Source organism: Lactobacillus sp. CBA3605, from assembly GCF_002970915.1.
In the GTDB taxonomy this organism is placed as follows: Bacteria; Bacillota; Bacilli; order Lactobacillales; family Lactobacillaceae; genus Lactiplantibacillus.
The window spans coordinates 152,459-173,644 of the sequence record NZ_CP027190.1; the positions used below are offsets into that span (position 1 = coordinate 152,459).

Annotated in this window: 20 protein-coding genes; 12 read left to right on the plus strand and 8 right to left on the minus strand. The window is 40.7% G+C overall.

The window, feature by feature from the left end:
- Positions 1-327 precede the first annotated feature (327 nt).
- Positions 328-1,278, minus strand: coding sequence for an alpha/beta hydrolase (locus C5Z25_RS00735; protein WP_105450779.1), 951 nt, complete (start codon positions 1,276-1,278; stop codon positions 328-330).
- A 149-nt stretch (positions 1,279-1,427) separates the two neighbouring features.
- On the opposite strand from C5Z25_RS00735, the gene C5Z25_RS00740 reads away from it, so the two are divergent.
- The 12 genes from C5Z25_RS00740 (at position 1,428) to C5Z25_RS00795 (ending at position 12,374) form a co-directional block, all read left to right on the plus strand.
- Positions 1,428-1,847, plus strand: coding sequence for a MarR family winged helix-turn-helix transcriptional regulator (locus tag C5Z25_RS00740; RefSeq protein WP_234002759.1), 420 nt, complete (start codon positions 1,428-1,430; stop codon positions 1,845-1,847).
- 265 nt (positions 1,848-2,112) lie between these two features.
- Positions 2,113-2,814 (plus strand): IspD/TarI family cytidylyltransferase, encoded by a 702-nt coding sequence (locus tag C5Z25_RS00745; RefSeq protein WP_105450781.1) that lies wholly within the window; start codon positions 2,113-2,115, stop codon positions 2,812-2,814.
- A 1-nt stretch (position 2,815) separates the two neighbouring features.
- Positions 2,816-3,841, plus strand: a complete 1,026-nt coding sequence (locus C5Z25_RS00750) for a ribitol-5-phosphate dehydrogenase (protein WP_105450783.1) — start codon at positions 2,816-2,818, stop codon at positions 3,839-3,841.
- Entirely contained in the window at positions 3,829-4,941 is a 1,113-nt protein-coding gene (locus C5Z25_RS00755) for a CDP-glycerol glycerophosphotransferase family protein (protein ID WP_105450785.1), read from the plus strand. Before C5Z25_RS00750 ends, C5Z25_RS00755 begins: the two co-directional genes overlap by 13 nt.
- A 25-nt stretch (positions 4,942-4,966) precedes the next feature.
- Positions 4,967-6,868, plus strand: a complete 1,902-nt coding sequence (locus tag C5Z25_RS00760; RefSeq protein ID WP_105450787.1) for a CDP-glycerol glycerophosphotransferase family protein — start codon at positions 4,967-4,969, stop codon at positions 6,866-6,868.
- A 172-nt stretch (positions 6,869-7,040) separates the two neighbouring features.
- On the plus strand, positions 7,041-7,298 hold the full coding sequence (locus tag C5Z25_RS00765; RefSeq protein WP_105450789.1) for a type II toxin-antitoxin system RelB/DinJ family antitoxin: 258 nt from the start codon (positions 7,041-7,043) through the stop codon (positions 7,296-7,298).
- 282 nt (positions 7,299-7,580) lie between these two features.
- Complete coding sequence (locus tag C5Z25_RS00770) at positions 7,581-9,038, plus strand: glycosyltransferase family 2 protein (protein WP_234002760.1); 1,458 nt, start codon at positions 7,581-7,583, stop codon at positions 9,036-9,038.
- Positions 9,039-9,055: 17 nt separating this feature from the next.
- A complete protein-coding gene (locus C5Z25_RS00775; protein ID WP_105450791.1) occupies positions 9,056-9,655 on the plus strand; it encodes a hypothetical protein in 600 nt (199 codons plus the stop codon).
- 25 nt (positions 9,656-9,680) lie between these two features.
- Positions 9,681-10,085, plus strand: coding sequence for a hypothetical protein (locus tag C5Z25_RS00780; protein ID WP_158682872.1), 405 nt, complete (start codon positions 9,681-9,683; stop codon positions 10,083-10,085).
- Positions 10,086-10,143: 58 nt separating this feature from the next.
- Positions 10,144-10,611, plus strand: a complete 468-nt coding sequence (locus C5Z25_RS00785) for a hypothetical protein (RefSeq protein ID WP_158682874.1) — start codon at positions 10,144-10,146, stop codon at positions 10,609-10,611.
- 554 nt (positions 10,612-11,165) lie between these two features.
- Complete coding sequence (locus C5Z25_RS00790; protein ID WP_105450797.1) at positions 11,166-12,017, plus strand: phage integrase N-terminal SAM-like domain-containing protein; 852 nt, start codon at positions 11,166-11,168, stop codon at positions 12,015-12,017.
- A 156-nt stretch (positions 12,018-12,173) separates the two neighbouring features.
- Entirely contained in the window at positions 12,174-12,374 is a 201-nt protein-coding gene (locus C5Z25_RS00795) for a YozE family protein (RefSeq protein ID WP_105450799.1), read from the plus strand.
- A gap of 49 nt (positions 12,375-12,423) precedes the next feature.
- On the opposite strand, the gene msrA is transcribed toward C5Z25_RS00795, so the two are convergent.
- The 7 genes from msrA to parE all read right to left on the minus strand — a co-directional run bounded on the left by msrA (position 12,424) and on the right by parE (position 20,962).
- Positions 12,424-12,942: a peptide-methionine (S)-S-oxide reductase MsrA gene (gene msrA, locus C5Z25_RS00800; protein ID WP_105450800.1), complete on the minus strand. Its 519-nt coding sequence runs from the start codon at positions 12,940-12,942 to the stop codon at positions 12,424-12,426.
- 13 nt (positions 12,943-12,955) lie between these two features.
- Complete coding sequence (gene msrB, locus C5Z25_RS00805; protein ID WP_105450802.1) at positions 12,956-13,393, minus strand: peptide-methionine (R)-S-oxide reductase MsrB; 438 nt, start codon at positions 13,391-13,393, stop codon at positions 12,956-12,958.
- 227 nt (positions 13,394-13,620) lie between these two features.
- Positions 13,621-13,971, minus strand: a complete 351-nt coding sequence (locus tag C5Z25_RS00810; RefSeq protein WP_158682877.1) for a transposase — start codon at positions 13,969-13,971, stop codon at positions 13,621-13,623.
- A gap of 435 nt (positions 13,972-14,406) precedes the next feature.
- Positions 14,407-15,336 (minus strand): manganese-dependent inorganic pyrophosphatase, encoded by a 930-nt coding sequence (locus tag C5Z25_RS00815; RefSeq protein ID WP_105450806.1) that lies wholly within the window; start codon positions 15,334-15,336, stop codon positions 14,407-14,409.
- A gap of 22 nt (positions 15,337-15,358) precedes the next feature.
- A complete protein-coding gene (locus tag C5Z25_RS00820) occupies positions 15,359-16,318 on the minus strand; it encodes a LysR family transcriptional regulator (protein WP_105450808.1) in 960 nt (319 codons plus the stop codon).
- 174 nt (positions 16,319-16,492) lie between these two features.
- Positions 16,493-18,943 carry a DNA topoisomerase IV subunit A gene (gene parC, locus C5Z25_RS00825; RefSeq protein WP_105450810.1) on the minus strand — a complete coding sequence of 817 codons (2,451 nt, stop codon included), beginning with the start codon at positions 18,941-18,943 and terminating at the stop codon, positions 16,493-16,495.
- 12 nt (positions 18,944-18,955) lie between these two features.
- The gene (gene parE, locus C5Z25_RS00830) at positions 18,956-20,962 is read right to left on the minus strand and encodes a DNA topoisomerase IV subunit B (RefSeq protein ID WP_105450812.1); all 2,007 of its coding nucleotides are present in this window, start codon (positions 20,960-20,962) and stop codon (positions 18,956-18,958) included.
- Between the last annotated feature and the right edge of the window lie 224 nt (positions 20,963-21,186).

Sequence of the window (21,186 nt, forward strand, 5' to 3'; positions counted from 1 at the left end):
ACGCACGTTCCTGTATAATGAAAGATAGCCTTACACCGATAGTCGCCCTGAATTGTTAGTGAATTTAATTATGAACTTGTTGTGATAGGGCATTTGTATTGTGTTACTTTAACTAAAAATAATCACACCCAAAATCAGCCACCAGCTTACAACTTTTTGAACTAGGTACAATCCCATAGGCCCATTAAGTCTCAGGAACTGCTTTAAACTTTCACATCATCAGACTACTTCCTATATAATTTAGATAAATAGTATTAAAAATCCCCGACAATCCAGCTAATTACAGCCGATTATCGGGGATTACAGTTTATTTTAATTTAAAGTGGCTTAGTGGTTACGTTGCATGACCCAGCCGGTTGATAGATCCATTGCCGCCCGAGTTGCATGTGTTTGATCGAGTGCATTAACCATGACGAAATCATGCACCATGGCTTGGAAACGGACTTGGGTAACGGCGACGCCAGCGGCACGTAACTTGTTTGCATAGGCTTCACCTTCATCACGTAAGACGTCAGCTTCATCGGTTAAGATTAAAGCTTCTGGCAAATCGGCTAATTCAGTTAGATTTGCTCGTAATGGCGACGCTGTAATTTCAGCACGTTCAGCTGGGTCCGTGGTATATTGGTCCCAAAACCATTGCATACCAGCCTTAGTTAAATAATGATCTTCCGCAAATTGATTGTATGATTCGGTTTCAAAATTAGCATCCGTAACAGGGTAGTAGAGTAATTGTTGACTGATAGGTAAGCCTTGACGTTGCTTAGTCATTAAGGTCATAACGGTAGCCATGTTACCTCCGACTGAGTCGCCAGCAACGGTCAACTTATCTAATGACAAGTTGTAACGAGCGGCTAATGCGGGTAATTGTTGTAAAATGGCGTAGTTTTGCTCGATGGCCGTTGGATATTGTGCTTCTGGTGACCGGGTATATTCTGGGAAAACGACGACTGAGTTAGTCCGTACGGCTAGTTCCCGAACTAACTTATCATGCGTCTGTGCACTCCCAAAAACCCAGCCAGCTCCATGAATATAGAAAATAACAGGTAACTTCGTATGATTCCCAGCCGGGCGAATTAAACGAACATTCAGATTCCCCCAAGAACCTGCATCCATTGCCAAATCTTCAATATCCACATTGTACTTGTTAACGGGTGACGTTTGCACTTGTTCCAGCAACTCACGGCCCGCAGTTGGTGCGAGTTCATAAATCCGTGGATGTGGTGCATTGGCCAAACTAAATGCTTGCGCAGCTGATTCCAACAAAACTTCCTTAGACATAATGATTCCCCTTGTGTTTTACACGATTTAATCGTGTATGTCCTAAGACAACTTCAATTATAAACAACTAGTTTAGGTTGTCAACAATTAAATTGCTTAAAATTATCAATCGCTTTATAATGGGGGTGCTATCGAAGGAGGTACGTACCATGCGCAAACTAGAAGATCATTTTTGCTTTTTAATGTATGTCACATCCCGGGCTATTCAGCGGGCCTATCAACCAGAACTGGCGGCGCAAACGCTCACTTATCCGCAATATTTAGTATTAGTGCTATTGTATGAGCAACCCAACTTAACAGTCAAAGCCATTGGTCGTTGGTTGGATCTCAGTACTGGGACTGTGACGCCATTGTTAAAACGGATGGCGGATGAAGGCTTGATTACCCGGCAACGTAGTCAAACTGATGAACGTCAAGTAAGTATTCAACTGACACCGACCGGAACAGCTAAACGGCTGGCTATCAGTGATTTGCCAGAAGTTCTGGTTGAAAAAGGACAACTTAGCCCGGCAGAATGGACACAGCTAACGCAATTAGTCCATAAACTCATGACTAATCTTAAAAATTAAGCATATCTTAACCCCCATTAAGTGCTATTATCACACCAATTAATGGGGGTTAACTTTAACCACATAGCAGGCGGTGCAGCACGGGTTAAGCGTGATGGCAGTGGCTAAGGCGTGATTTCTCTCATGCTTAGGTCAAACAAAAAGCCGATATTCAAGGATTACCACCAGCTTGGTCACAGTTCCGTCATAAAAAATTCACAAAAAAGTCATATATTTTCTTTATGATTATCCTAATAATTTGAACCATGAATGGAGTAATGTTGATATGATTTATGCTCAGATTTTAGCCGGTGGCAAAGGTACCCGGATGGGTAATGTACCAATGCCCAAACAATTTTTATCGTTGGCCGATAAGCCAATTTTAATCCACACAATTGAAAAGTTTGTTCTGGAAAGTCGCTTTGATGCCATTTTAGTTGTCTGCCCAGCGGACTGGTTGAGTCACACGCAAGATCTCGTTAGCAAGTACGTGCACGATGAACGTGTGCATGTGGTGACTGGTGGTTCAGAACGGAATGAGACCCTAATGAAAGGGATTAGCTACATCCGTGAAAATTATGGAAGCCATGATGATGATGTCGTGGTCACCCATGATGCCGTCCGTCCATTTATTACGCAACGAATTATTAATGATAATATTGAAGCCGTTTTAAAGAATCCAGCGGTTGATACGGTTGTCCCAGCCATTGACACGATTGTCCAAGGCGCTGAAAATCAGATTGAAGATATCCCAGTGCGGTCGAAAATGTATCAAGGTCAGACCCCACAAAGCTTTAACATTAAGACCTTAGTTGATTCGTATGCTGCCCTATCAGCGGCTCAAAAAGAAACGTTATCTGATTCATGCAAAATTTGTTTATTAGCCGGTCAACCAGTTACCATGGTTCGCGGTGAAAACTTCAATTTCAAAATTACAACGCCTTACGATCTACGGGTCGCAACTGCGCTAGTGGAAACGAGGTCTTAAGATGTTAAATCAAGTTTATCGGCTCGTAGCGGCACGCCAGTTTGAAGTCCAAACCGTCGCTGAAACGGTTACCGATCAAGACATCGTTGTCCGACCACGGTATTTGTCCGTCTGTCACGCTGACCAACGGTATTTCTCTGGTCAACGCTCGCAAGCAGTGTTACGGCAAAAATTACCGATGGCCTTAATTCATGAAGGGGTTGGCGAAGTGGTCCATGATCCTAAGGGCGAGTTTGCTCCTGGAACCCTGGTCACGATGATTCCGAATACGCCGGTTGAAACAGATCCCATTATTAAGGAAAATTACTTACCAACGTCAAAGTTTCGTTCTAGTGGTTTTGATGGTTTCATGCAAGAATACGTTTGTTTACAACGTGACCGGGTCTTAGCCTTGCCAACGGATTTCGATATGGAAATGTCCGCTTTTATCGAAATGATTTCGGTTGGTGTCCATGCTTTAACGCAATTAGAAGCGACGATGGATGCCGATCAAAAAGTCATCGGTATTTGGGGCGATGGCAACTTAGGCTATATTACCGCAACATTAGTTAAACAGCTCTTCCCAGAAAGCCAATTGGTTATCTTTGGTCGTCATCAGTCTAAGCTAGATTACTTCTCATTTGCAGATAAGACTTACTTAGTTGATGATATCCCAGCTGATTTAAAAGTTAGTCAAGCGCTTGAATGTACTGGTGGACGAGGCAGTGAAGCGGCCATCGGTCAAATCATTGAACACATCCGGCCAATGGGAACTGCCATCTTAATGGGTGTATCTGAAGACCCCGTTGATATTGATACGCGGTCCGTCTTAGCAGCCGGTTTAACGTTGCGTGGCGTTAGTCGTAGTGGTCGGGTCGATTTTGAACGCGCCTTAGACATCTTGGCGAAGAGTCCCGTCACCCGGGAACGATTACAAAATCTAGTCGGGTTAACTCGCAAGGTTAGCACCATCCAAGACATCATTGAATTCTTTGAAAGTGACCTCACGAATTATTGGGGTAAGGCGGTGATGGAGTGGGACGTCTGAAAACTATTAAGCTAACGCTATTACGCGCTAGCTTTAATCTTTTTTATCAGACTTGTTACCATCTAGGTGGACCACGGTCGCATCGCGTCACTTTTGCAACAATGCGAAGCACCAAGTTAAACGACAATTTAAAAGCCCTCTACCAAGAATTTTCAGCAGCGGATACGGATTATCAAATGACGGTTTTCTGCTACCACTACGATCATTCATTTAAAAGTAGATTAGGCTTTTTATGGGCCTCAATTCGGGCGTTGCATGCGTTGGCACGGTCCGAGCTATTTATCGTTGACGATTACTTTTTCCCGTTGTATGCCATTAACAAACATGCAGACAATCAAGTCGTGCAACTGTGGCATGCCATTGGTTCATTGAAAAAATTCGGCCTGAGCTTACCGCATGCTGATCAAAGCATTCTAAAGCCCCATACTAATTATGATTGGGTCTTTATTAATTCGGCGGTTGATAAACCAGCCTATGCGGATGCCTTTGATATTGATCCTGAGCACATCCTAGCAACAGGCGAGCCCATGATGGATCAACTGATGGTGATGCAGCCAGAAGCTCATCCGGGGCCTAAACGGCTATTGTATTCACCAACCTATCGTTCAGGCATCCACGGTGAGCAGCAGGTCTTAGCTTACGTGCAAGCATTTATTAAAGCAACGGCTCAATTAACGGCGGACTGGGAAATCAATATCTCATTGCATCCGTACTTGAAATTACCGGCATCATTGAACTTGCCAGCTAACGTGCATATTTTTCAAGACGCCACGCGGGTCAAAACTAGTATGCCAACGACTGATCTATTTATAACTGACTATTCTTCGTTATCGTTAAATTTCAGTTATTTTGACCGGCCAATCCTGTTGTTTACGCCGGATTATGAGGCTTATATGGCGGTCTGTGGCTTCTACGTTGATTATTATGACTATCTGGGAGCACCACACTTTGCACAAGCAGACCAATTGATTGACTTTATTAATCAACAGTTGCCTGGTTTAGATTTAGCGTATGTGCACCAGCTAAAGGCAAAGACATTTCCACACCAAGACGGTCAAAATAGTCGCCGGGTCTACCAATTTCTAACTAAATTACTCTAATTATTAGCGGGGAGCGCATGTATTTATGTTACAACGATTAAAACGAGTCGCTCGACGGGTGCTTTACGGTCGTCGTCGACCAGCACCAACCGTGGGCACGGTTCCAACTGAAACAGTTGATACCTCGTTGAAGTATCTGAATGAACCACGTTTAGATAACGATGCCGAATCGCTCATCAAGCGACAAGTGACACGTTTAGAATTTAACAGTTCTTACTTAGTCATTGAAGGTCAAGCTTATTTTGAAAAATATCCAGAGACGGATGATGAACGAATTGTTAAAAGTTTGTTGTTGGTCAGTGACCAGCATGATGAGCTGGAGATTCCCTTGGTCAATCAAGCTATCACGGATGATCATTATCCCCAAGCTGGTTATCGAGGCGCTATTAATTTTTCAACCATTAATAATGGTAAGCCACTACAACCAGGAACTTATGAAGTTAAATTACAACTCAAGCAATATTTGAATAAAGGTTGGCTAATTCGCCGGACCACTATTGGTAAGATTGCTGATACCGATCAAGATTTAAATTATACGACAAAGATGACGAGTTACTCCGCTAAGAGCAACAAATCATATAGCTTGATTTTTCGGTATAACTTAGCTGCCCAGGCCTTGAATGTGACTTCTTATCAATTAAGTGAAATCAATCCATTGGAAAACGAATTCACGAGTGATGAGGGCCTTGATACAGCTGCTATGCGAGCTTTAAAACGGCGAGCCTTAAAACTTTGGTATCGGTGGTACTGTTTACAGCCAGTTCGCAAGAAACAGATTTCCTTTGTTTCCGATAGTCGAGTAACCATTTCAGGGAACTTTGAGTTTATTTATCAAGAATTAAAGCAACGTCAAACCGATTTCAAGATTTCCTTTTATTTGAAACCTAGCATCAAAGCTAAAAAATCTTGGAAAGAAGTCCGCACGTTGGCTAAAGCCTTAGCAACTAGTCGTTACATCATTCTTGATGACTTCTATCCGCTAGTCTATCCCTTGGCTATTCGTGAGAATGCCGACTTAATTCAAGTTTGGCATGCAGTCGGTGCTTTTAAAACCTTTGGCTATAGTCGTTTAGGCATGCCTGGTGGGCCGAAACTCCAATCACTTAATCATCGAAATTATACGAAAGCTTTAGTTTCATCGCATAATATCGCTGATAAGTATGCGGAAGGTTTTGGGATTGCCCCCGATAAAATTGCACCACTTGGGATTCCACGAACGGATATCTTCTTTGATGAGCCCAAGCAGGCTGAGATTCGAGCCCGTTTGGAAACGGAACTCCCATTTATTAAGGGGAAGAAAGTAATCTTGTTCGCCCCAACGTTCCGTGGTAATGGGCAACAATCAGCGTATTATCCGTTTGAAATGTTAAACTTCAAAGAGATCTATGAAGCCTTACATGAGGATTACGTCTTCTTACTAAAGATTCACCCATTTGTGCAAAACAAACCAACTTTGCCATATGAATACTCAGATTTCTATTATGATGTTTCAGATTATCGTGAAATTAATGATCTACTATTAGTTGCCGATCAATTAATTACCGATTATTCATCAGTTTGTTTTGAATACGCCTTGCTAAAACGGCCCATGGTGTTCTTTGCACCTGACTTGGCTGATTACATGCAATCACGTAGTTTCTACTTTAATTACTTTGATTTCATTCCAGGTAGTTTAGCGGAAAACACCGGTGACCTGATTAACCAGCTTGAACATCCGGTTTTAAATAAAGCCAAATTAGATGGATTTATTAACTTCTTCTTCGATGACTTAGATGGGCATGCAACAGCGCGCTTCGTTGATGCCTTACAAGATAACTTCGGGGAAGACGAAGCCTTGATTGATACTGGTGATGGTCCAGAAATGAGCGAGGATGGTAAAATTATCCCAACTTGGGTAAGAAGACCCCTAAAGCTTAAATTAGCATGAACACCCTGGCTGGTCGCTTGACAGTCAGGGTGTTTTTTTGTGAATCATTTGGTAGTTGCAGTATTCAGCAACGGTGGGTGAGGGTACTCGGCATGGCTGGAAATTCAATCACCGATTTTTGTGTATTGACGTTTACTATACAAATGATATACTTATTGCTGAGGTGATTAAGATGGACAACAGTAAAAATATTGCAATCTCATTCCGAGTCAATGAGCAAGACAAACGACAAGCAGCATTAATCTACGAGGCACTAGGCTTAAACCTGTCGACAGCCTTCAGTATGTTTTTAAAGCGTACAATCGCTGTTGGTGGTGTGCCATTCGATGTCACTAATTCGGATTTACAACACACTGAAACTGCGGCACTTAAACAACAATTAGCTGCTATCCGCAATGGACAACTGCCCACACCTGATGATGAAAATTAAAAGCACTTTATAATGATTGACAATGTCATAAATCTATCGTTAATAATCAATAATTTGATTATTAACAATAGATTTTTTTGTTTAGTTTATATAGATAGCTAAACATCATTGCCGTTGAAAACCATATTAAAAAGTAATTTTTTTGAATACAGTAATTTATAAGTTTACTATGTTTTCCCACCCCAATTAGTAGTTGTTGTGCCGAAACGATGGTTATAATGACAATTGATTACCTAGCTAATAGGTGAAAGATTATCATTGGCTGAAGGGGAGCATTTTATCATGAAAATTATTACGGGGATTGGCATTACCGTTTCAAGCTTATTTTATTTCTATTTTTTATTAGATATCATTTTAATGAATCACTATCGAGAACCCGTTCAGCCGGCAACTAAAGATCCTGCCAAATTCAACTTATATTTAGTGATTCCAGTTTTAAACGAGGATCAAATCATCGCTAAAACAGTTAGCCACCTTTCGACACAATTGGCAAAATTACCCGCCACCATTCACGCTCAAATTATCACGGTTGATGACAATTCAACTGACAATAGTTTAGCAACCTTAGCTGCTTCTAAATCGCCATACTTACAAGTACTACATCGTGCCGGCAATGATCAGCAGGGGAAAGGGGCTGTCATTAACACGGCTATCCAATATTTAGAACACACTTTAGCTCAAGGGACCGCTCCTGAACAAAGCATTATTGGTATTTTAGATGCAGATGCGTTTATGAGCAGTGCCGACCTCATTCAAGTCGTTGCACGATTTGAGCGGACGACTAAGTTAGCCATGCTCCAAACGGGTGTTAATATTTATAATCAAACTAATTGGCTCACCCGCATGCAAGATTTTGAGTTCATGGGGGTTAATAGTGCAACACAACAGTTACGTGAACGTTTAGGCCAGGGGATTGCATCCGGTAACGGGCAATTTGTCCGGCTACCATTTAAGTTAGCCATGCTCCAAACGGGTGTTAATATTTATAATCAAACTAATTGGCTCACCCGCATGCAAGATTTTGAGTTCATGGGGGTTAATAGTGCAACACAACAGTTACGTGAACGTTTAGGCCAGGGGATTGCATCCGGTAACGGGCAATTTGTCCGGCTACCATTAGCCTTAAAGAATCCCTGGGGGAATAGTTTGCTAGAGGACTTAGAGTTTACATTACGAACCTGGTTACTGGGTGGCCAAGTTGAGTTTACGCATACCATTGTCGTTCAACAGGAAGCAGTTGATCACTTGCGCCCATTTTTCAACCAACGGGTGCGCTGGTGCCAAGGGGCTTTACAATGTATGCACTATTTACCAGCTATTTGGCGTTCGGCTTATGTTAATTGGTTTCAAAAAATTGATATAACTTTTTGGATTTTAATGCCAATTACTGGTTGTTTGGTGCCACTGGCTAGTCTGATAACGTTAATCACACTCATCAGTCGTAGCATGCAGGATTGGACGGGCGGGTGGCATCACTTAGCAATTATAACGATTTTTTTGATTGCCTTATTAAGCTGTGCATTGTTAGCTGGTATTTGTCAACGAAATTATGCCGATATTCATCAAAAACTACCATTTTGGCGGGCTATGTTGACTAGTATTGGTTTTCAGGGCTATCTCTTAATTATTGCAGTGACGCCATATGCAGCGATTTATCGCCAACTAGTCGGCAAAACTAATTGGACGAAGACTCGTCATGAAGCCACACAAGTGTACTCACACTTGAAACGCTCATATTAGTAATAGGAGGGTCGGCGATGTTAAAACGAGGTATTATCAAGGGTGGTCAGGGGCTAACACTGATTATCGCTGGTGGTTTAGTCGGTTGGATGCTAGTGGCTATGATTCAGATTATGTTAATAGCGCTACCAGCCATCACTGGTTTAACGATCAGCTTAATCAGCTTTCTGAGCTTAGCACTATTAATTGGGGTTTGGATGCTTGCGCATTTACTAGCACGACGCAAAACCAGTGGGATAATTTTAGCTTTTACAATTTTAACGCTTATTAAATTACCAATTGTCGGTCTATTAAAGATTGCACCCACTTCAGATTTTTGGAATTATCATGCTTTAGCAGCCTATAGTGCGCAGGGGATGACCTGGAAAACCATGGCCGAAACGGGGCGGTTGGGCGCTTATGTTATTTTCCCACACACACTGAATATTGCTAACTTTTTTAGCTTCGGCGCAGCCTTTGGGGGTACTAATTTTTTTATCAGCCAATTAATTAATATCAGCAGTACCTGGCTTGATATGCTACTCCTGTATTGGCTAGGATCACGCTGGTTCTCTCGTGAGGTTGGGATAACGGCCGGCTTGTTATTTTTACGGTATTCCTGCATATTGGTTGTATAGCACTTTGTTAAATGGTGCCGAACCTTTGTTTTTAACAGCCATTTTAGTAGCGATGTTAGCCCTGACAAAGGCATTCTTTCCATTAAAAACAGCTACTCCCAGTGACCAATGGTTAAATCTCGGACTAGCATGGTTAGCCACTTTAGCTGCTAATATGTTACGGCCAATTATGTTGGTTTTTATCTTAGCGTTAATCATCTTAAGTCTATGGCTCTGGATACAAAAATTAGCTTTAAAAAGACACTTACGCCAATTAATCATTTATATTGGGGCGACAGTCTTACTTATCAGCTGTTCGCCATTAATTTATAACTGGCTTTACGGGATACCGCTGGCACCAACGAGGGTTAGTACGGCTTATAGTTTAGCTACTGGTACAGATTCACATAGTGCCGGCCAGTATGATCCAGCTATCATGATTAAAAGGTAAAGGTAAAGGTAAAGGTAAAGCTAATCCTAACCAAGTTTACCCTAAATTAACGTCAACTTTGCAGGCTGATACACACCAACACCTACAGGAATTAACTAAGCAAGGCCGCTGGGGCGCATTTATCAACGTAAAAATGCAAAATTTAATGAGTGCTGCTTACGGCTACAACTGGACGCTCTACAATCTGAATTCTAAGCGATCGCAGCAAGCGATTAATCGACATTGGTATCAATTACGTGGACCAATCACGTTATTATCATTTAACTACTTAGGCTTACTGCTAGTCGGTGCTTTAATCAGTATTCTAGTTGGTTTATGGACATTATTCAGCAGCAATGATTATCGTAGTGCCAATTGTTTCTTTTTTGAAACGTTACTGCTGATTGGGCTAACAATTAGCACATTATGTTTAGAAGTTCAGGGTCGTTATCAGATTGTATTATACATCCCAATCATCATGTTGATTGGTACCGGATTAGCAGCTATTAAGGTTCATAAACCAGATAATCCAAAATCCAATAAATGATTGCAACTTAAAAAACTCAGCTCTAATTATTTTGGCTGAGTTTTTTATTGTCTTTAAGTTTAAAATAAAACAGCTGCTGTAAATCGTTGTTTTTAGGTTAATTGCGGAATCCATGCTGATATTTTGAGAGGGGTGTTTTTAAACATATTCTAGTTTACATAATATATATTATACAAAGTAGAAGCTGGAATCAAAATGAGTCCCCCACGGCTCATTTTAACTATTTAGACCACTTTTTGGTACTTTCAATTGCAATGTTAATTTTTTGTTCGATTTCATTTCTAAACTCGCTACCAATAATCTTATTTGCAGACCACTTATTTTGACTTAGTTTATTGTTGATTAATAAAACATGATTTTATTTTTAAACTATCATAGTCAGATATAAATCTGTGATGGTTATTTTACGGTATTTAGATTGATAGTTATCCGTTTTATGATTGAATCAACGCTTAGAATCCGTCTCTCAGCATTCAGTTAATGGCTTGTTTTGTGTTTAATTTTATGTTTTAGTTAAAGTAACGAATCACAACTAGAAAGGATGCCTAATCCCCATGACAATCAATTTTCCATACGAAAAAAGTTTTATCGCACACTTAACTGCTGCTGATAAGCAACCCAAAACTGTCGCGCAATATCAATTAACGTTAACCGATTTTTTTAACTATGAGCAACACTTTAACGATACCTTTGCTGCCAGCAATTTACTAGTAGATTTAACTGAGAATGACATTAAACTTTATTTAGCAATGTTAAAGGATAATCGTCACTATCAACAATCGACTTTAAACAAAACACTTTCCAATTTAAATGGCTATTTTAGCTATTTATTTGAGCACCGCATTATGACGACTTTACCGACCTTTGCCATCAAGGGCCAGCCACTAACTAATGAACAACTCCCAGCGGATTGGCCGGCAACCTTACCAGAATTGCTTAAAAACGATGATCTCCATGTCTATACACGGGCATTCTTGTTATTAACTTGCAAAGGTTATACCGTAAGTGAAATGTTAGCCGTCGATTTTTACCAGGTCTTTAAAAAGAACACTTTTTCCACCTCAGAACAAGTGTTCTTATCTACATTAAAGACCTTTTTGAGCCCTTTACAAACTCATTACCAAACCAATGATATCTTTTTAAAGACCCGTCAACGTGGTCAGGATCCGCATCTCAGCTTAGCTGCACTTCACAAATATTTATCTGGTGACGGGCAACGCCTCGGCTTACCATTAAAACCCACCACCATGCGTCAGAGCTATATTTTATGGTACCTTCGTCAGCATCGGTCACTTGATTCAGCTACCGTACTAAAAACATTGCGGTTAGACGTTGAAAGTCTTGATTATTATCAAAATTTGCTACGCAAACAAGATTTGAAACGCTTACGCTCAGCCAAACAGTAGCATTGCATTTCGTTTACAAGAAGTTACGATTCAATCACAAGCTTTACAGGTCATTTGCAGGTTCGTTAAAAACGCTTAAATCGCTGTACTTCAAAGTTTTTAACCCTTAAACTAGGCTTTAACCAAGTAAGCTAAGTTTTGAAAGGATGGATTCAGATGACTTTTTATCGCTGGCTAGAACCGTTTCTTAACCAACACGGACCGTATTATTCGGCTGCCTGCTACGCCCACTCAGATTTTGATTTTCCGTTAACTAGTGATGTCCATGAATTATCCGATTACATCACTTACTTAAATATCCGTGATTCAGTTAAAAAATCATTTTATTCGGCTTTAAATGCCTATCAAACTGCCTAAAAATAGCGTCCTCATTGAAAAATCAATGAGGACGCTATTACGTTAATGACTAGTTAGTCCAATGTTGTTTAATAAATTTTTCGCGACCACCCATTTCTTCAATCTGATAACGGAATGGATTACGGCGATAGAAGTCTTGATGTTCAGGTTCCGCCGGATAAAATGGCTGCACATCCTCAATCTGGGTGACGATTGGCGCATCAAACTGCTCACTAGCAGCCAAACGTGTTTTCGAAGCAGTCGCAATTTTCCGTTGTGCCGCATCCTTCACAAAAATGACAGGTCGGTAGCTATCACCACGATCTTGGAATTGCCCCGCAGCATCAGTTGGATCTGTTTGATGCCAATAAATTTCAACCAACGCCGCATAACTAATCACTTCAGGATCAAATGTGATTTCAACGGCTTCGGTATGGCCGGTCGTATGACTAGCGACTTGTTCATAAGTTGGGTTAGCAACCGTGCCGCCAGTATAACCGGAGACAACCTTTTTAATTCCCGGCAAGCTATCAAAGGGCTTAACCATACACCAAAAACAGCCACCGGCAAAAATTGCTGTTGTTTCCATGCTGATACGCCTCCTATTTATTAAAAAGTGTCAAATACTTACCATAGCCAGCTTGTTGTAAGTCAGCAGCAGGAATAAACTTTAACGCTGCTGAATTAATACAATAGCGCAACCCACCCTTGTCTTGCGGACCATCATCAAAAACGTGTCCCAAGTGCGATTTCGCTTCATTGCTCAAGACTTCCGTACGACGCATGCCGAATGAGTGGTCCGTATGTTCATCTAACTGAGTTGATGCAATAGGCTTAGTGAATGATGGCCAACCACAGCCAGCGTCATATTTATCTAATGAACTGAATAACACTTCACCACTAACCACGTCTACGTAAATCCCTGCTTGGTAAAAATCATCGTATTCACCGCTGAAAGGACGCTCAGTAGCGGCATCTTGGGTCACTGCATATTGCTCCGAAGTCAATCGTTGTCGTAAAGCAGCCTTATCTTCACTCATATTATCGATTCCTCCTAAGATGATATCTGACTTTTGATAATTAAGTTGTGCACAACTTAATTACCTTATTTATCATACCGCAAAATTTCATAAGTACAACTAATTGGCTCGTGAACTACTCGGTCATTTATGACCGAGCTTCTGAGAACACTGCTAACTTACGCAATAGTACTATGCCCATCGGTTACAGCTATTTATCACGGCTCGTTCCGAGCCTAGTTAAGCACTTAGTATATTCTTGGCAGCGTTACTAGTTTCTTGGTAAGCTGATGCAAATAGTTATTCCGCTGATTGGCAATCTTTTCGTTATACTTAGCAACTATTGTACGTGCCTTACGATAATTACTTAAATCGGCTAATTCACGCGGTTCTAATACTTGATTGTGTTTATCCCACGCAATTTCTTTCATGGCTTGTAATCTTCGACGAGCTAACCGTTTTTCCCAATAATGTTTCTTATTGGACAGCACTTTATCAAAACAGATAGTAGGATATTTGACACCATCACTGGTAATCATTAGATCCGCTACGCCCATATCAATCCCCACCGCTTGCTTAGTTTCCAGCAGCTTTTTCACGTCATATCGACTAACACAATAGCATAGTATTTACCGGTAGCGGATAGCCGGATTGTCACATTCTTAATCTTACCAGTGAGCTGTCGGCCAGATTTAAAGGCAAGACGGCCTAATTTTAGAATTTTAAGCTGATGTTGATTAATTTGACTAATATTATGATTGACTGAATTAGACTGATAACTCTGTAGGGTATTCCTGTTTGAGACACTTGATCAGATAATTCATGCCAAATTCGTTGACGTAGGATCCACCGTTGTGTCGTGACCAATTTCCATCTGTTCAATACTAAATCCGCATTTTGAAACGATTTCTACTAAATATGCACTGCGTACAAAACAAAAGGCGATTCATCACGTCCTTAAAAGAACGTGTTTCCTCACCTAATTTCAAAAAAGGCCTCGTTTTTCAACGAGACCTTTCGTGAAGAGACCCTATTTAAGCATTAAATGCGTCAGTTAATGGTGGCACAACTTGTTTCTTACGTGAAACGACTCCTGGTAAGCTCAAACGATTATTTTCGATTTTCTTACCAAAAGCTTTTTCAACTGGTTCCGTTGGGGCCCCAGCAATAATTAATTCAGAGTTACTATCCAAAATGTTGGTTGCTAACATTAAGAATAGATCATAACCTTCAGCAGCATTTTCAGCTTTAGCAGCTGCTTCTAAGGCAGCTTGGCGATCAAGCACTTCAGTTAAATCAACGGTATTGATTTGGGCAACTCGAACCGTTGAGCCATTCAATTCAAATGATTTAGCATCGGCGTCAATTAATTCTTTTTCGCTCTTGCTAGCTAAGTTAGTCCCTGCTTTAAGCATGTCCAACCCATAAGCTTCGTAATCAATTTTTGCAATATTTGCCAAGTCTTTAACAACGGCTACATCAGTTGGTGTTGTTGTTGGTGACTTCAACAATAGCGTATCTGAAATGATTGCTGAAAGCATTAATCCGGCTAACTTAGCTGGGATTTCAACATTGCTTTCTTTAAATAACTTGTAGATAACGGTACTGCAGCAGCCAAGTGGTTCGGCCCGGTAAAACAATGGCTGTGTAGTTTCAAAGCCAGCAATCCGATGATGATCAACCACATGGGTCACTGTAACATCAGCGATATCGCTAACACTTTGTTGTGGTTCATTATGATCAACTAACATAACTTCACTAACTTCTGGTGCTGCTTTAGTGATGACCCGCAATGCTGGTTCATCAAAATAATCTAAAACAAATTTAGTTTCTTCATTAGGTTCGCCCAAAGCAACTGCTTCAGTATCCATCCCCAATTTATTATCTAAATATGAAAGTGCCTTAGCAGCAACAATTGCGTCAGTATCCGGACTTTGATGACCGAAAATTAATTCTTTGCTCATTAGTAAAAGACTCCCTTAATAACTATTTTTGATTAATTTTTTGTAACCGAGAAATATAGTCTTCGGCATGTAAGTAATTATCAAATTCATCCAAGAAGTTCTTAATCCGCGGAATTTGATCCTTATCCTTACGAAAGACGAAGTTCAAATCAAATTTAATCGCCGGTTCAAATGAAACCGTGTGTAAATTATCAGTTGTTGGATTAGCCACCATAAACGAATTTGGCAACGCTGTATTCGTGCCTGTCGCAGCCACAAACCGGTAAATTTGTTGTGGCGTTGTGAACCGTGCAATCGCCGTTGGCAAATCCGCCAATTGGTTCTTGTAAGATTCTTTGATAACTTGATCCAAATAATAATTTTCAGGATACATAACCCATGGTTCGCTGGTTGTATCTTTAAATTTGATGCGTTTCTTTTTGGCTTGCTTAGGATCACTAGTAATGAATAGCAAGTCATCTTGAATAATCCGCTTTGATTGGTATGGTTTCCAGTTTTTAATGCTTTCATCTGGTAAATACATAACTGCCAAGTCAATTCGGTTATTTTCTAAACGTTCCCAAATCTCTTTACGCGTTAACATATGGAACGAAATAATCACGTTTGGATTGGCATCATAATACTTAATCGCAAAATCCTCAAACACATGATCTTCAATCGACGCCAAGACGCCGATATTGATAGAACCCTGAGTTGCGCTTGTTGTTTGTTGAATTTCATCAGTTGCCTTATTAAGGACATTATAGATACTGTGTGTTGCATTCAACATCGTATAGCCAGCATCTGACAAGCGCAGCTTTTTACCCACTGAGTAGAATAAAGGTGCGCCGACCGTTCGTTCCAATTTTTTAATTTGTTGCGTTAAGGCGGGCTGCGTGATTCCTAAAATTTGGGCAGCTTGTGTATAATTCATTGTTTCAGCTAATTGCAAAAAATAAGTTAAAGTTTTAGATGAAAAAATACTTTCTTGAGTTGTTTTCATGAATTTTACCTGATCCTTTCGTCTTATCGTAACCTTATAATAGCTATAATATTATACAAGTTTAGAATTGAAAGCAAGCGATTGTTATCAGTAAATAAACCTTAACTAATTATTAATTGTATCTTAGTCTTATTTTCATAGTAAGCCAACATTCGAACGCATGCAAGCGTTCTTTTAAACCGTTAACGGCACCGGATGAACCTGAATCGATACCGGCGTCCCTTCCTTGTCAGTATCAATGACAAAGGAACCATTGGAATAGCGGGCGCTCACAGGATGCTCATCACTCAAAATGGAATGGCGCTTATAGTGGTCGGTTAAGACTTCTAAAGCGACGCCACTTTGTTGGGCATCAATTAAAACATAGTCTGCAATCTGGTGCGGTTTGCTCTTCAATTCACGCAAGACTTGGACGCCCCGCCGAGCACGGCTGGTCACTGGAATATCGGCCACCTTCATTTTTTTGAAGGAACCACGTTGGGTAATCATAGCGACCAAATCAGTTGTCGTCGCAATAGTAGCGCGCACAATTAAATCATCCCGTAAATCCATCGACTTGACACCTACAGCCTTAGCACCAATCGTTGGCACTTCGCTCAAATCGTAGCGCAAGCCATACCCATGCTGAGTCAATAAAACTAGGGTTCCTGTTGGTGCACTTGGCAAGTACTGGACCGATACTACTGCTGATGTAGCGGTCTTTAGCTTCATGAATTGACTGGCGCGGGTTTTATAAGTCCGCCCAGGTAAGTAATCTGCAAAAGCAGTTTGCTTAATATAGCCATCATTAGTCGCAATTAGAAACTTTCCGGTTTGTTGTAGGTCAGTAAAGTTAAAGACCCACGTAATCCGTTCATCGGCTGCTAGACCGATGGTTTGCGAAATATGTTCACCGGTATCTTTCCACTTGGCATCAGCAATTTCATAGACCGGTCGATAAATTAAGTGCCCTAAATTTGTGAACATCATTAAATGATCCAACGTATTATTTTTAGCCAAATAAATTGGAAAATCGGCTTCTTTTAAGCCATTATCCTCGACATCAGATGCTGTGTAAGACCGTAAACTAGTCCGCTTGATATAGCCATCATGACTAATCATCACCACAACATCTTCTTGTGGAATCACAACTTCCGTTTCAATCTTCAATTCTTGAATTTCAGTTTGAATTTCAGTTAAACGGTGACTAGGATACGCTTTTTGAATCACTTTTAACTCACGGCGCAAGACTTTATCAAGTTCTTTAGGTTCTTCTAAAATAGCATGGTAGCGTTCAATTGCGGCAGCTAATTCAGCTGCTTCTCTTTCCAATTGTGTCACATCGGTATTAGTTAACCGATAAAGTTGCATCGTTACAATCGCTTCAGCTTGAGCTTCGCTAAAATCAAATTGTTGCACTAAGTTGGTCTTAGCATCTTTTTTATCTTTACTACCTCGAATAGTAGCAATGACTTGATCCAAAATTGACATGGCTTTAATCAAGCCTTGCACAATATGTTGTCGATCAGCCGCTTTAGTTAAATTAAACTGCGTCCGACGCGTGATCACATCACGTTGATGTTCCAAGTAAGCCGTTAAAATGGTTTTTAAGCCCACATGTTCTGGTCGCTGATGATAGATAGCCACCATATTGAAGTTATACGTAATTTGTAAATCAGTATTTTTAAACAGGTAAGTTAAAATACCAGCTGCATTCACATCACGTTTTAGTTCAATGACGATTGATAGACCTTTACGGTCACTTTCATCACGAACTTCAGCAATGCCTTCAATTTTCTTCATAATCCGAATTTCATCCATCTTCTTAACCAATTGGGCCTTGTTGACTTCATATGGAATTTCAGAAACTTCGATTTGGGCTTTATTTCCCTTCAAGGGAACAATTTTGGTCCGTGAACGAACGGCAATCCGCCCGCGACCGGTTTCATAAGCTTTCTTAATACCATCTAAGCCTTGAATAATCCCACCAGTTGGAAAATCTGGTCCCTTCACGAAGTCCATTAAATCAGCCAGATTTGCTTTGGGATGATTCATTAAAAATAGGATGGCATCAATAACTTCGCCTAAGTTATGCGGTGGAATCTCAGTCGCATAACCGGCTGAGATTCCAGTAGCACCATTAACGAGTAAATTAGGAAACCGTGCTGGTAAAACAGTTGGTTCATATTCAGTATCATCAAAGTTTAAAACCATATCAACGGTTTTTCGATCAATGTCTTGTAACATTTCACCCGCAATTTTACTTAAACGAGCTTCTGTGTAACGCATTGCGGCCGCAGGATCACCGTCCATGGACCCGTTATTCCCATGCATTTCAATTAGGGGTTCACGTAACTTCCAGTCCTGACTAAGTCGAACCATCGCTTCATAGATGGAAGAATCCCCATGCGGATGAAAATTCCCCATCACGTTCCCGACTGACTTGGCAGATTTCCGAAAGCTTTTATCAAAAGTGTTACCATCTTGATTCATCGCATATAAAATCCGACGTTGTACCGGCTTTAACCCATCTCGAATATCTGGTAGTGCCCGTTCTTGAATAATATACTTAGAATAACGGCCAAAGCGGTCGCCCATGACGTCTTCAAGCGTCAATTCTTGAATTTTTGATTGATTAGTTGCCATTTTGCGACCTCCCTATTTTTTCAATTGCTGGGCCAGCTCTTCATCGGCCTGTTCATGAGCCGAAGTCACGGCCTGATTATCTAGCAAAGAACCATCTTCATCGAGACTAAATTGAACGTTGTTTTCAATCCACTTCCGTCGCGGTTCAACTTTATCACCCATCAATGTCGTCACTCGTTTTTCAGCCAATGCGGCATCATCAATCCGAACTCGAACCAGCGTTCGCATATCGGGATCCATAGTCGTTTCCCATAATTGTTCCGCATTCATTTCGCCAAGTCCTTTGTAACGTTGCAAAGCATAGCCTTTCCCGAAAGTCTTGGTCCGTAAAGCTAATTCTTCATCAGTCCAAGCATATTCGGTCCGTAACTTTTTCCCTTGTTTCTTCTGTAGCCGATACAATGGTGGCAAAGCAATATAAATCTTACCGGCATCAATCATCGGTCGCATGTATTTATAGAAAAAAGTTAATAACAAAATCTGAATATGAGCGCCATCAGTATCCGCATCAGTCATAATAATGACTTTGTCATAATTACTGGCTTCTATGTCAAATTCCGGTCCAACGCCAGCCCCAATCGTATAAATCATGGTATTGATTTCTTCATTTTTAACAATATCTTGTAGCTTAGCCTTTTCGGTGTTTAAAACCTTACCTCGTAAAGGTAAAATCGCTTGGAACTTACGATCACGACCTTGCTTAGCAGAACCACCGGCGGAATCCCCTTCAACTAAGAAAAGTTCATTCCGCTTAGCATTCTTCGATTGAGCTGGTGTCAACTTACCTGATAGTAAGCGTTCTTGCTTATGCCGACGCTTCCCATTTCGACTCTCATCACGCGCCTTTCGGGCCGCTTCACGCGCTTGCCGAGCCTTAGTTGATTTACGGATTAGCATTTGGGCAAATTCTCCATTTTCCATTAAGAAAAATTGTAATTGCTCACTAATCACACTATCGACAATGGTCCGCGCTTCTGGGGTTCCAAGTTTTTCCTTAGTCTGCCCTTCAAATTGCAACAGGTTTTCGGGAATCCGTAAAGAAATCACCGCTGACAGCCCTTCGCGTACATCGGCACCTTCTAGGTTTTTATCCTTTTCTTTTAAAAGGCCGACCTTCCGCGCATATTCATTAAAAGCTTTTGTCCAGGCACTACGAAAACCGGCTTCATGAGTCCCACCATCAGGCGTTCGCACATTATTAACGAACGACAATAAATTTTCAGAATAGCCGTCATTATACTGCGCTGCCACTTCAACCTCGACACCATCCTTAGTACCATCAAAGTCCATGACATCACCCAAGGTATCTTTGTCTTCATTAAGGTAAGTCACAAATTCTTTAATACCTGCTTCATAATGAAAAACAATCTCTTGCGCTTGATTTTCGCGTTCATCGGTCAACGTAATCTTGACACCTTTTAATAAAAAGGCAGATTCACGTAAACGTTCCGATAAAGTTTGGAAATTATAAACCGTTGTTGTGAAAATACTAGAATCTGGTTTAAATGTTAGGGTGGTCCCAGTTGGCTTGTTAGTTTTCCCTTTTTTCTCAAGGGTACCAACCGGATGTCCCCCATTTTTAAATTTTTCTTGATAACGATAACCATCACGAACAATGGTGACCGTTAATTCAGTTGATAGCGCATTCACAACACTAGCACCAACGCCATGTAGACCCCCTGAGGTCTTGTAGCCTCCCTGCCCGAACTTACCACCGGCATGGAGCACCGTTAGAATAACTTCTGGGGTTGGAACGCCTGAGGCATGCATTCCGACAGGCATTCCACGACCATGATCCACGACCGTGATACTATTGTCAGCATGAATAATAACATTGATTTCTTTCCCAAAACCCGCTAAGGCTTCATCAACCGCGTTATCAACTATTTCATAAACCAAATGGTGTAAACCACGGCCATCGGTTGACCCAATATACATCCCGGGTCGTTTCCGAACAGCTTCTAATCCTTCAAGCACTTGAATTGAAGAATCATCATATGTTTGCATTTTCTTTGCCATTCATCATTTGCTCCTTTGGTTTTCTGTTCATAATTGTTTCATTAACCCTTTACTGTCGCCGATTATCCGGCCGTAGTAATGCTAACTCGAAACTATGCAGATTAAATTATAGCACAGCAATTGTAATTATTTACTTATTTTGCGATATTAAATGATTGTGAGACGAATTTTAAGCCACACTTCGTTTAATATTTAAGTAAATATATATTTAAAACATCAGAATA